Annotated in this window: 12 protein-coding genes; 7 read left to right on the forward strand and 5 right to left on the reverse strand. The window is 66.2% G+C overall.

Annotated features, from left to right (window positions below; translation table 11 throughout):
• Positions 1-8 precede the first annotated feature (8 nt).
• Complete coding sequence (locus tag QUE68_RS07680; protein ID WP_284225386.1) at positions 9-221, forward strand: hypothetical protein; 213 nt, start codon at positions 9-11, stop codon at positions 219-221.
• Between the two features lie 47 nt (positions 222-268).
• On the opposite strand, the gene QUE68_RS07685 is transcribed toward QUE68_RS07680, so the two are convergent.
• On the reverse strand, positions 269-1,522 hold the full coding sequence (locus tag QUE68_RS07685; RefSeq protein ID WP_284225387.1) for an MFS transporter: 1,254 nt from the start codon (positions 1,520-1,522) through the stop codon (positions 269-271).
• Between the two features lie 147 nt (positions 1,523-1,669).
• Between QUE68_RS07685 and QUE68_RS07690 the strand changes: the two genes are divergently transcribed.
• Positions 1,670-3,865 (forward strand): S9 family peptidase, encoded by a 2,196-nt coding sequence (locus QUE68_RS07690; protein ID WP_349816895.1) that lies wholly within the window; start codon positions 1,670-1,672, stop codon positions 3,863-3,865.
• Between the two features lie 31 nt (positions 3,866-3,896).
• Complete coding sequence (locus QUE68_RS07695; RefSeq protein ID WP_284225389.1) at positions 3,897-5,240, forward strand: alpha/beta hydrolase; 1,344 nt, start codon at positions 3,897-3,899, stop codon at positions 5,238-5,240.
• Here QUE68_RS07695 and QUE68_RS07700 read toward each other — a convergent pair.
• The gene (locus QUE68_RS07700; protein ID WP_284225391.1) at positions 5,237-5,959 is read right to left on the reverse strand and encodes a helix-turn-helix domain-containing protein; all 723 of its coding nucleotides are present in this window, start codon (positions 5,957-5,959) and stop codon (positions 5,237-5,239) included. The two genes, QUE68_RS07695 and QUE68_RS07700, sit on opposite strands and share 4 nt — an antisense overlap.
• Before the next feature lie 66 nt (positions 5,960-6,025).
• Between QUE68_RS07700 and QUE68_RS07705 the strand changes: the two genes are divergently transcribed.
• Together QUE68_RS07705 and QUE68_RS07710 are read left to right on the forward strand one after the other, a co-directional pair.
• Positions 6,026-7,921: a S9 family peptidase gene (locus QUE68_RS07705; protein ID WP_284225392.1), complete on the forward strand. Its 1,896-nt coding sequence runs from the start codon at positions 6,026-6,028 to the stop codon at positions 7,919-7,921.
• On the forward strand, positions 7,918-8,574 hold the full coding sequence (locus tag QUE68_RS07710) for a DUF3159 domain-containing protein (protein ID WP_284233424.1): 657 nt from the start codon (positions 7,918-7,920) through the stop codon (positions 8,572-8,574). The genes QUE68_RS07705 and QUE68_RS07710 overlap by 4 nt, the downstream gene beginning before the upstream one ends.
• 6 nt (positions 8,575-8,580) lie before the next feature.
• On the opposite strand, the gene QUE68_RS07715 is transcribed toward QUE68_RS07710, so the two are convergent.
• Both QUE68_RS07715 and QUE68_RS07720 read right to left on the reverse strand, forming a co-directional pair.
• The gene (locus QUE68_RS07715; protein WP_284225394.1) at positions 8,581-9,024 is read right to left on the reverse strand and encodes a pyridoxamine 5'-phosphate oxidase family protein; all 444 of its coding nucleotides are present in this window, start codon (positions 9,022-9,024) and stop codon (positions 8,581-8,583) included.
• A complete protein-coding gene (locus QUE68_RS07720; RefSeq protein ID WP_284225395.1) occupies positions 9,021-9,440 on the reverse strand; it encodes a Rid family hydrolase in 420 nt (139 codons plus the stop codon). Before QUE68_RS07720 ends, QUE68_RS07715 begins: the two co-directional genes overlap by 4 nt.
• Before the next feature lie 124 nt (positions 9,441-9,564).
• Here QUE68_RS07720 and QUE68_RS07725 point away from each other — a divergent pair, with 124 nt between their 5' ends.
• The gene (locus QUE68_RS07725; protein WP_284225396.1) at positions 9,565-10,071 is read left to right on the forward strand and encodes a MarR family winged helix-turn-helix transcriptional regulator; all 507 of its coding nucleotides are present in this window, start codon (positions 9,565-9,567) and stop codon (positions 10,069-10,071) included.
• 35 nt (positions 10,072-10,106) lie between these two features.
• Here the strand turns inward: QUE68_RS07725 and QUE68_RS07730 are convergent, their stop codons facing one another.
• Positions 10,107-11,246 (reverse strand): SGNH/GDSL hydrolase family protein, encoded by a 1,140-nt coding sequence (locus QUE68_RS07730; protein ID WP_284225397.1) that lies wholly within the window; start codon positions 11,244-11,246, stop codon positions 10,107-10,109.
• A 76-nt stretch (positions 11,247-11,322) separates the two neighbouring features.
• Between QUE68_RS07730 and QUE68_RS07735 the strand changes: the two genes are divergently transcribed.
• Positions 11,323-12,096: a hypothetical protein gene (locus QUE68_RS07735; RefSeq protein WP_286275386.1), complete on the forward strand. Its 774-nt coding sequence runs from the start codon at positions 11,323-11,325 to the stop codon at positions 12,094-12,096.
• Positions 12,097-12,103: the final 7 nt, after the last annotated feature.

The raw sequence follows: 12,103 nt of genomic DNA on the forward strand, positions 1-12,103 counted from the left end.
CGGGTGCCATGACCGATCTCAGTGGGAAGTCGCGCGAGACCCTGGTAGCCGAACTGGTCAAGTTCGATCGCAAGAACGTCGTCGCCCAAGCGCAATTGCACGACCTGGACCCCGACGACACCGACGACCGCGTGATGGCCGAAGCCATGGGCAAGGTGGCCTACACCGAGCGCAAGCACCGCGAGGTCCTCGCCGAGCAGGAGAAACGGGGCACTGCGTAACGAGGGTGAACGACGAGCGGAACTCACTGAGCCACGGTGGGCCTACCTCAACTCCCGACCCGATTGGCCGAGGCAACGTCGGCCGTATAGCCGGCGGACTTGGCCTCAGGTTCGAGGTCTACCAGTGCTCGGGACAGGGCGACGGTGATGAGGACGACTAGCCACACGGCGATGATGGTGAGGCCGGCCGCGATGGGCGAACCGTACTCGGCAACGACCCCGGCCAGGCCGATGCCCGCTGGAGTAGCGACGTGTAGGCATGCGTTCTGCAGACTGAGCACCCGACCGCGGACCGCGTCCGGGATGCGTTCTGCCTGAAGGACTCCGAGCACCGCTCCCTGCACGGCGACGGCAACACCGAGCAGTGCGGCACCGACGAACACCACTGCCGGCGAGGCCAGCGTCGCGATCAGCACGAAGCCGGCCGTCGTCCCAGCCAGTGCGGCGGACACCCAGGACCAGCGTTTCCCGTTGGCGCCGATGATTGCGAAAATAGTTGTCCCGGTTAGCATTCCGGCAGCGAGCGAGGTCAGGACGAATCCAAGCAGGTCCGGCCGTGCGATGGCGCTGAAGTACAGTGGCAGCACCAGGCCCTGCAGCCCGCCCAGCGTCACCGCCATGCCTACCGTCAGAGCGACGGTGCCGGTCAGAAGACGACTGCGGCGTAGCACCGCGGCACCTGACCCGAACTGCGCCCGCGGCGAGTCTCGTTGGTGGGGGCTGGCAACGACGGCGCCAAGGCGATGTGGCATGGCGGCGGTGAGCAGCGCAGCGGCACCGGAAGTTGCCGCGGTGACGAGCAGGACCGCTGTGCCGTCGAACAGCGTGAGCAAGGTGCCGGCGGCTGCGGGTCCGATGATCAGTGCCATCGAGGTCATCGACTGGCGCAGGCCCACCAGTCGTTCCAGTGGCATGCCGGTGTGTCGGGCCACCGCCGGGGCGAGTACCTGCCGCGCAGTCATTCCCGGGACGTCGCCGAAGGAGCCAATGATCGCGAGTGCGATCAGCGACCACAGGTTCAGGCCCCAGAGCACGTCGACCAGCGGGACGGCGCCGACCGCGCCAGCCGAGACGACGTCGGCGAGTATCGAGCACGATCGGCGGTTGACTCGATCCAACAGGACACCGGCGAACAGCCCGACGAGCAGCGCTGGTGCTGCCGTCGCAATGGAGACTGCTCCCATACTCAACGGGCTCAAGCCTGTCTGTAGGACGATCAGGGGTAACGCGACGGCGAGAATTCCGTTGCCGAGCAGGCTCAGGAAGTGCGAGCCGAGGTAGACGATCGCGACTCGTGGCATGCGTCCAGCAGAAACTGTGACGCTGCGGCGGAGTCAACCACTTGACTGTGCCGCTACGTCCGGGTGTTCCATCGAATAGTGACGCTCAACGACACAACACAGACACAGATTCACTTGACGGACTCCGACTACGCGCGTGCTGAGCAGATGCTCGCCCCCTACCGGATGCGGCGGGTGCCCGGAAGTTCGATACAGCCACAGTGGTTTTCCGAGGGTAAGCGATTTTGGTATCAGGTGGGGACGCGCTTCATCGTGGTGGATCTCGATGGTGGCGGTCGCCGCGACGCGTTCGACCACGATCGGTTGGCAGCTGCACTGTCGCTGGCGTCTGGCCACGCAGTGAGTGCCGCCGACCTACCCATCACGGCCGTCGAGGTTGGAGAATCGTTGCGGTTCAGTGCATTCGAGTCGCGGTGGGCGTGGTCGGACGACGCGGGCACGTGCGTTCAGCTCGACGGTGACGAACCGTCTCCGTTCGGCGAGGTGGTGTCCCCGGACAAGTCTTGGGTGGCGTTTCGCCGGGACGGCAACATCTGGGTCCGGAGTCTGGATCGTGAGCAGGAGTTCCCGCTCACCGACGATGCCGAGCCGCAGTTCGACTACGGCGGGTTGCCCGATGCCACCGGGATGCGGGCGCTGATGCGACTGTTAGGTCTGCCACCGCTTTTCCACGTGTCGTGGTCGCCGGACTCGACCCGAATCCTGGTGCAGCGCATCGACCAACGCGACCTGCCCGAACTGGTGCTCGTCGAATCGTCTCCCCGCGATGGAGGCCGCCCGGTGGAGCACCGCACCCGCTACCCGATGCCCGGGGAAGAGGCGCAAGCGACGATGTCGTGGACGGTCCTGGACGTCGCCGAGCGCACCGTGGTCCGACAGCAGGACGAGCCGACCGTAATCACCCACCCGACTGCCATCGTGTACGCGTGGTGGACTGGGAAGGCGGGCGAGGCGGTGCACTTCCTGCGTCAAGCCCGCGATGCCCGCACACTGGAGCTGCGGCGTCTCGATCCCGCCAGCGGCGTCACCACCACGTTGATCAGTGAGACCGGTGAAACCCGGGTCGACCCGACTCCGCAGCTGGGCGACCCGGCGATGGTGCGGGTACTGGACTCCGGCGAGATCCTGTGGTGGTCGCAGCGTGACGGCTGGGGACACCTCTACCTGTATTCGGCTGATGGGCTACAGGTCACGCAGGTCACCATGGGGCAGTGGCTGGTACGCAGCCTGCTCTGGGTCGATGAAGATCAGCGCCAGGTGTGGTTCCTCGCGGGCGGGCTCCTCGAGCACGACCCCTACGTCCGCCAGATCTGCCGGATCGGTCTCGACGGCACCGGGTTCACCCGACTGACCGACGACCACCTCGACCACGACGCGGTGAGCCCAGACGAGGGCGGCTACCTCGTCGACCGAGCCTCCACGTCGAGCCAGCCGCCCCGTTCGGAGGTGCTCGACGGTGACGGGCAGGTTCTGGTCGAGCTCGAATCTCCCGACGTGGCTGCCCTGGAAGCCCTCGGCTGGAGTCCCCCCGAGCGGTTCCGCGCGACCGCCGCCGACGGCAAGACCCCGATCTACGGCCTGTTGTGGCGACCGCATGGTTTCGATCCGCAACGGCGCTATCCGGTGATCGAGCACGTCTATCCCGGGCCGCAGAACTTCCGGGCTGGCCCCTCGTTCAACGAGATGCACTACGGCGAGCCGGAGGCGTACGCCGCCCTAGGGTTTGCCGCGGTTGCGATAGACGGTCGGGGTACCGCGGGGCGTAGCAAGGCCTTTCACGACCACTCCTACGGTGACATGGGCAATGCCGGTGCCTTGGACGACCACATCAGCGCCATCCGCGAACTGGGCCACCGGTATCCCTGGCTCGACACCGAGCGGGTCGGGATCACCGGCCAATCCGCAGGCGGCTTCGCCGCCGCCCGTGCTCTGCTGATGTACCCGGAGTTCTACCGAGTCGCAGTAGCGGTGTCCGGCAACCACGACAACGGCGTGAACCTGACGATGTGGGCCGAGCACTACCACGGCGACGCCAGCGACGAGGGCAAGCGAGCCATCTCCAACGTAACTCTGGCCGCCAATCTGGAGGGCAAGCTGCTGCTCATCCACGGGGAGCTCGACGACAATGCGCATACCTATCAGACGATGCGCCTCGTCGATGCACTCATCAAGGCGGACAAGGACTTCGACATGTTGCTCATCCCGGGGGCCGAACACGCCCTGGTCGGCCGCCAGCACTACTTCCTACGACGAACCTGGGACTACTTCACCCGTCACCTGCACGGCTCCGAGCCACCTACGTATCGGCTCGCGCCGTTGCCGATGCCAGCGCTAGGGGGCTGAGTTTTGGTAGAGCAGTGGTCAGAACCCATGGATGAGCCTCGGCGAAGGCCAGACACGAGCAAGGGGATTCGCGATGGAACGGGATGCTGTCACGACTGGTATGACGGTGATGCAGATGCTGCAGGCGGGCCGGTTCGCCGATGTCTGCGAGCTGCTCGTCCCGGCGCTGCGCGAGCTGGTCTCGCCAGACACATTGCGGGCCCCCTGGCAGGGATTGATCGCGGCGCACGGCCCGGTCACGCTGGTCGGTACACCGTTGAGTGAGTCGGCCGGTCCGAACAAGACGATCGTGCAGATTCCCGTGACGTGTGAACGCGGCGCTATCACCGTGGTCATGGCGATCGACAAAGCGGGCAGCGTGGCGAGTCTGCAGTTCGCTCCGCCGGAAGCGATTCAACCGTGGCAACCGCCGCCCTACGTGGACCCGACCAGCTTCACCGAGCACGAAGTCACGGTCGACTCCGGGCCGCTGGCGACACCGGGCACGCTGAGCCTGCCGAAGTCGCTGCGTCGGCTGCCGGCCATCGTGCTGCTCGCCGGTTCCGGGCCGCTCGACCGGGACGCGACACTTGGCCGCAACAAAGTGATGAAGGACCTCGCGTGGGGCCTCGCGAGCCGGGGAATCGCGGTGCTGCGCTTCGACAAGGTCACCTACACCCACGGCGATTCGCTGGCTGGTGTCATCGACTTCACCGTGATCGACGAATACGTGCGGCCCGCGGTCGCGGCGGTTCGGCTGTTGCGGGAGCACCCATCGGTCGACGCCGCGCGGGTGTTCCTGCTCGGTCACAGCCAGGGCGGCACCGTGGCCCCACGTATCGCAGCCGCCGAACCGGCCGTCGCGGGGCTGGTCGTCATGGCCGGCGCCACACAGCCACTGCACCACGCGGTGGTGCGCCAGTTTCGTTACCTCGCAGCCCTTCGTGAGCCTGGGGCGGACGTCGCCACCGATCCGGCAGTGCAGACGATTACCGGGCAGGCCGCGCTGGTCGACAGCCCCGCCTTATCCCCTTCCACACCAGCCCGCCTGTTGCCATTGGGCGTCCCCGCCCCGTATTGGTGCGATCTACGCAGCTATGACCCGGTCGCGATGGCCGCGGAGCTAGACAAACCGATGCTCATCGTGCAAGGCGGACGCGACTACCAGGTGACCGTCGCCGACGACCTCGTCGGCTGGCAGACCGGCCTCACTCATCGCAGCGACGTCACCATCCGCATCTACGATTCGGACAACCACTTGTTCTTTCCGGGCGCCGGACCATCCACACCCGCCGAATACGAACCGGCGCAACACGTCGATGAAGCCGTCGTCGCCGACATCGCCGTCTGGTTTGCCCGCGGCGGCGAGCCTGACCAGACTCATGACTCTCGCTAAGCCTGCAGGAGCTCATTCGCCCGGCGAAGTACGTCGAGTTGGGCCGCGTTGTACAGCTCCGCTACCGCTGCCGCGATGGTCTCATCGGCGAAGTGGGCCCCTCCAGGGGCGTCGGTTCGCGCTTCGGGCAAGCCGGGGTGCGCCGCACGCACCGCCCGGATGTGCGGGACGAGGTGTTCGGCAACCTCCTGTCGGGTCGACTCGTCGGCGTCGGCCGGTAGGTCGTCGAAGACGGCGACCGCAGGCTCGGCCGGGGCATCCTTCAGAAGGTCGGCGTAGACCTGCAGGCCCCGCGGTCCGAGCACGCGACTCAGGACGACGACCAGCGAGCGGTCGGCGTCGGACAACGTGGCCACGGTGTCCGGTGCAATGAACTCCGGGGACAGGTCGGTGGGTGCCGAGCTCTGCAGAATCAGCCCCAGTTCCTCACGCGCCCGCTGCAGCCGTGCAATGGTGGCGGCGAGTTCGGCGTCCAACGCCCGCAGGGCATCTTCTGGGTGATCGCTGGTGTCGCCCATGTCGGCGATTTGGGGGAGGGCGAATCCGAGATCGGTGAGTCGTTTGATCCGCACCAGCCGAACGAGGTGAGCGACGCCGTACTGCTTGTAGCCGTTGGAGTTCCGTTCGGGCTCGGGGAGCAATCCGATCTGGTGGTAGTGCCGCACCGCCCGCAGGCTGGTGCCTGCCAGCTCGGCGATTTCACGGGTGCTCCATGCCACTGCTCCAGTGTGGCCCACGCCGACCGGACTTGACTATGCCGCAACGTCCGGGTGTGTCCTGGTGACATGGCAACACACGAACACCTTTCCGTCGACGATCTGTTTCGTTCTCCGACTCGGGCCCTGGCGACCATGTCGCCGGACGGCACCAGGATCGCCTACCTGGCGCCGTGGAAGGACCGCCTGAATGTGTGGGTACATAGCGTTGATTCCGATGGAGACGCACGATGCATCACCGCCGACGAAACCCGCAGCGTGGTCAACTATCAGTGGACCGACGATCCGCGGTGGATGCTCTATACCCAGGACAACGGTGGCGACGAGAACTGGCACGTCTATCGCATCGATCTGACCGACCCGTCAGCGGCTGCCGTCGACCTCACACCGTTCCCCGGGGTCCGGACGTATTTCGAACTGCTGGCCGGACGCCCCGGCAAGGCGCTGGTCGGCATGAACAGGCGCACCCCGGAACTCGCCGACGCCTATGAACTCGACATCGCCACCGGCGAACTGACCCTGCTCGCCGAGAACCCCGGCAAGGTCGCCGGGTGGTTCGCCAGCCGCAACGGCGATCTGTTCGCGCTCTCGACCACCGTCAAGGGCGACGTCGAGCTGTCAACCTGGGAGCCGGCAGAGCGCACCCTGCGGTCCATTGCGCTCTACGACGGCGCCGACTACACGGTGGGGATCTGGCCCATGGCCGTCACCGCGGATGGCAAGGGCCTGCTGCTCGGCTCGAACCGGAACCCGGACCGGACGACGCTGATACGGCTGGACATCGCCACCGGCGAAGAGACCGACGTCGACAGCCATCCGACCCTCAGCATCGACCCGAGGGCCGCGGTTTCTCCGACGCTGCCCTCGCCCCTCATCCTCAGCCAACGGACGGGTGACCTACTCGGGGTGCGCTATCTCGGTGAGCGACAGGTCATTCGCACACTGGATCCTGAATTCGCCGACGTGCTCGCCAATCTGGAAAAGCTGTCTGACGGCGACGTATCCGCGATCTCCTCCGATGACGCAGGCCGGCTCTGGGTGGTCACCTTCACCCACGACCGTCAACCCGGCGTGACCTACTTCTACGATCACACCACCGGGCAGAGCCGGGAGCTGTTCCGCCCCTTCCCGCATCTGAATGCCGCGACGCTGGCACCCATGACACCGGTCACGATCCGTTCCCGCGACGGGCTGGACCTGCACTCGTACCTGACGTTGCCAGTCGGTCTCGAGCCGCAGGGTCTGCCGATGGTGCTCGCGGTGCACGGCGGGCCGTGGGCGCGCGACACCTGGGGCTATCAACCCGATGTGCAACTGCTGGCCAACCGTGGATATGCGGTGCTGCAGGTCAACTTTCGCGGCTCCACCGGCTACGGCCAAGGATTCGTCAAGGCGGCGGTCGGCGAGCTCGCCGGCAAGATGCACGACGATCTCATCGACGCGGTGAACTGGGCCGTCGAGCAAGGCGTTGCCGATCGCGATCGGGTGGCGATCTATGGGGGCTCCTATGGCGGTTACGCCGCGCTGGTCGGCGTGACCTTCACCCCGGATGTGTTCGCGGCGGCAATCGACTACGTGGGCATCTCCAGTCTGGCGAATTTCATGCGGACCCTTCCTGACATCGCGCGGCCGCACCTGGCCAACAACTGGCACCTGTTCGTAGGTGACCCCGACATTCCGGAGCACGAGGCGGACATGCTGGCCCGTTCGCCGATCACGCGGGTGGATCAGATTCGCACCCCGCTGCTGGTGATCCAGGGCGCCAACGACTCTCGCGTCGTCAAGGCCGAATCAGACAACCTCGTGGAGGCGCTACGCGACCGCGGGGTCGGCGTCGAGTACATGGTCAAAGACGACGAGGGCCACGGTTTCCTCAACCCGGAGAACGTGATCGACATGTACCGACTGGTCGATCGATTCCTCGCCGAGCACCTGGGCGTTTGGCGCAAGGAGCTCACGGCATGACCGAGGCAGTCACCGATGACCGGGTACCGACCTTGCTCGAGCGGATGGGCGGTGTGTCGGGACTGGTGGTCGGCGCCGTACCGACCTTCGCCTACGTGATCGCGAATGCGATCGCTGGGTTGGACGCGGCGGTCTTGGTGGCCGTCAGCATCAGCATCGGGCTGATCGTGCTGAGGAGAATCCGCAAAGAGTCGATCCAGCCGGCTGTCTCCGGACTGCTGGGTGTGGTGGTCGCGTCGCTGATCGCGTTCTACACCGGATCAGCAGAAGGCTTTTTCCTGCCGGGCATCTGGGTGAGTCTGGTGATGGCCGTCGTCTTCGCGGCCTCCGTGCTGGTGCGACGGCCCCTGGTGGGAGTGATTTGGAACGTGCTGACCAGTGCCGGTGAGCGGAAATCATGGCGCACCGAGAAGGGCGCACTCCACGCGTTCGACATTGCGACGCTGGCGTTGGTGGCGGTCTTCGCCGCGAGGTACGTCGTCCAGGACTGGCTCTATGATGCCGGCTCCACTGGCTGGTTGGCCTTCGCGCGAATCGCGATGGGGTATCCGATGCTCGCTCTGGCTCTACTCGTCACCTACTGGGCGGTCCGGCATGCACGCAGAAAGCTCGACGTGGTGACCGACGAACAGTACGAGAAGCTGGCGACGTGACGGTGCTTACTCCATCGCATAGCGGCTCACGGATTCCGGGTGGATGACGAGGCGAACCTGATCTTCGGCCAGGATGCCGGCGAGGTCGCCGGAACGTGCCGGATCGTCGAGGTCCCAATAACGCGCTGCGAGGCGCGCGGAGAGTTCGCGCGCTCCGTCGGGTTCCACGACGGTGCGGCCGGTGACCGTCACCCACCGTTCGCGTTCACCGACCGGGGCGGCGACGACGATCGAGGCGCGAGGGTCCCGGCGCAAGTGACGAACCTTGAGAGTATCTGGGCCGGTGAACAATTGGATCGTGCCTTCGGCGGTAGCCTCGAACCACACCGGCCGAGGCTGGGGTGGTCGTGGCCCTGCGGCAACGGTCAGGAATCCGTACAGGGGGCGTCGGAGGAACTCGAGGTCATCCGCGGTCAGCAAAGCGGTCAGCGACGCGACGTCGGCGGTCATATTTGACCGACGATGGCGGTAACCCGGATCTCGACACGCATCTTCGGGGCCCCTAGGGCGGCGACGCCTATCTCGGTCCAGATGGGCGCTTGGTCGCCCATCCGCTTGCGAAGTTGCTCCACCATGACTCGGTTGTGATCGTCTCCGATCGAGTCGCTAGAAGTGGGGATGTGGAACGAGTCCACGGCGATGACGTCACCCCAGGTAGCGCCGGCCAGGGCGATGGTGCGCTCGAGGTTGTCGAATGCCCGAACGATCTCGTCCTCGAGGGCCTCGGGGAAATTGAAGTCGTCGTCCCAACCCCCTTGCCCGGAGGTCTCGACACGGTCGCCGATTCGGACCGCCTGGTGGTAGTGCATGTTGGCCAGCTGAGTGTCGCCGTACCCGGGGGTGGCGAAGAACTCCGTCGTTGACATGTTGGGTCCTTTCGATTGCGCTTATCCCGAAGACGATGCGCCTTGAGGCATCACTTCAAGCGTGAACTCAATATAGCACGTAGTTACTTCACGGGTGAAGTGTGGTCCGAGATAGCATGGCCCCATGGCCGCCGATGTGCACTCGACTCCGAACCCTGGCGCAGACCTCCCCGACGAGGGGCTTTGGTTGACCGCCGACGAGAAGGAGGCATGGACCGGGCTGGTCTCGCTGGTTCTCCTGCTGCCGGGTCGACTGGAAACGCCGTTGCAGAGCGGTGCTGGTCTGACACTCTTCGACTACCTGACGCTGAGCCACATCTCGGAGGCTCCGGAGCGGAGTTTGCGGATGAGTGAGCTGGCGTATCTCGCCAACGGCTCTCTGTCGCGGCTGTCAAACGTCGTCAAGCGGTTCGAGCACAAGGGTTGGGTGGAGCGATCGCCGGACCCGAGCGATGGTCGCTTCACGATCGCGGCTCTCACCGACAGCGGTTACGCGGTCGTCGTGGCCGCCGCGCCCATCCACGTGCGGACGGTGCGCGAGTTCGTGCTCGACCCACTCAACGCCACCGACCGGCGTGCGCTCGCCCGCATCGCCGCCAAGCTCCGAGCACGGCCCGTCGACCTGACCTAGTGGTGCGGTGGGCTGCGACATGGCCTGCTGATTGGCTAGGCCAAGAACGCGACCCGCGCGAAGCGTTGACCGATTAGATGATGGGTCGATGCGTCGGGGTGGAGGTTGTCGGGAAGGGGATGATCGTCGATGTCGCCGGGGCCGTAGAGGTCTCGGCCGTCGAGGTATTTCAGCGTGGGGTCGTCAAGCATCCGTTCGGACACGATGTGAGCGAGCTGGTCGCGGATGACGGACAGGGTAAGGCGGCCGCGGGCCGTGTCGGCGGGGTCGCCGGTCGCACGGAACCTGACCTCGCCGAGGGCGAGGGCGTCCAGGTCGAAGGTCACCGGCCCGGGGGTGTGTTCGTGCATGGGGCAGGACAATGGCCCGACGACGAGCAGCGGTGTGTCGGGGTGTCCGTCACGGATGGTGTCCAAGAAGCCGTGGACCGCCGGGCCGAAGGCGCGCTCCCGCATGACGTCGGCGTTGACGAGGTTGATGCCGATCTTGACGCTGAGGAAGTCAGCCGCAGTGTCGCGCATCGTGCGGGCCGTGAAGGGGTCGAGCATCGCGCTACCCGACAACCCGAGATTGATCAGCTCGACGCCGCCAAGCGACGCGGCGAGCGCGGGCCACGTGGTGCTGGGGCTCGCCGCGTTGGAACCCTGGCTGATGGAGCTTCCGTGGTGCAGCCAGGTTCGACGTTCCCCGGTCGGCGCACGAGTGATCGGTTCATCGGTGCGTACGGCGACGAGTTCGACTCGCTCGTAATGCGGCAGCCACATCGCCACGTCCTTGTCGTGCGCAGGCAAGGCGTCGAAGCGCACGGTCCCCGGCGCGCCGCGCTCGATCTCGGTCCGACCCGACGCCGGGTCGGTTCGCATGACGTCGCCGCCGGTGGTCCTCGCTTGCCGCGCCAACTTCCCATCGAGCAGGAGGTCGACGGTGCCGTCTGCGCGATCGGGCACTCCGACGAGGACTGCCGTTGTCCGCAGCAGATCGAGTTCGATGACCGTGGCGCGGGTGCGAAAGACCAGCCGCACCCCTGCGGGTTGGGCCTCTACCGCGCGGAGCTGTGGATCGGGACATTGAGCGCGGGCGCGGGCAGGCAACCGGTGGGGCAGCCATCCTCGCTCGGTCCGTTCGAGTTCCGCCAGTCCGCGAAGGAGGCCGAGGTCGATGGAGTGGTCAATCATCCAATGCAGCTCCTTCCGCGACAGGTTGTGGCATCGAGAATCGACATGGTCGTTTAGAAGAGTAGGTCGCGGCGCCATGAGCGAGAATTTGGCCATGCCACTCATCCCCATGCCCACCGCCGAGATCGACGATGCCGACGTAGCCGGCGTCCTGGACCGTGCCGTTCGGATCATCAACCCCGTGATCGACGTGCTGTCCCGGGTCGACCCGTTCGGTCTGAAGGGCCGCAGCCACCATCTCGGAGACGCCGACGGCTCGGTGGACAAGGCGCTCGACGCGTTGGCCTGGGTGCTCAACACCGCCGACGTCCCCGGTACTCAGGCGTGGGCGGGCATGACGCTGGACGATCGGGTCCACTGGTGGGTGCGCAGGGTCGGCGCCGTGGACACCGTCATCGTCGCGTTCCCCGGGGTCTTCGGCGTGGTGGCCGACCGGCTGCCCGTCCAGGACGTCCTCGGTTTCGCCAGTCAGGCCATCGTGTTGTGCGCCGTGGCCCGTGAATGCGGCATCGACGACTACGGACGACAGGTCCGCCTCCTCGCCTCGGTGATGTGTCACCGCGAGATCGGTGCCGCAGACGAGGCCGAGCCCTCCGCAGAGCCGGAGTCCCCGGACGCAGGCAGTGGGCCAGGCGCCTTCGTGGCCGCCCTGTGGCGGATCGCCGGGGTGATGCGGGCCATCGGCGGGGAGATCGCCAAGCGTCCGCGGCCGCGGCGCATCTTCCGCTATCTGGGCATGCTGCCTGCGGTGGGTGCCGTCGCCGACTACTTCGGTGAATACGGAGCCTTGGTCCGAGCGGCGAAGGCGGGACGCAAGTGGATCGAACAGCAGACGGTTCTCGTTCCGTAGCTGCCAT

The organism is Mycolicibacterium sp. TUM20985 (assembly GCF_030295745.1).
GTDB lineage: Bacteria > Actinomycetota > Actinomycetes > Mycobacteriales > Mycobacteriaceae > Mycobacterium.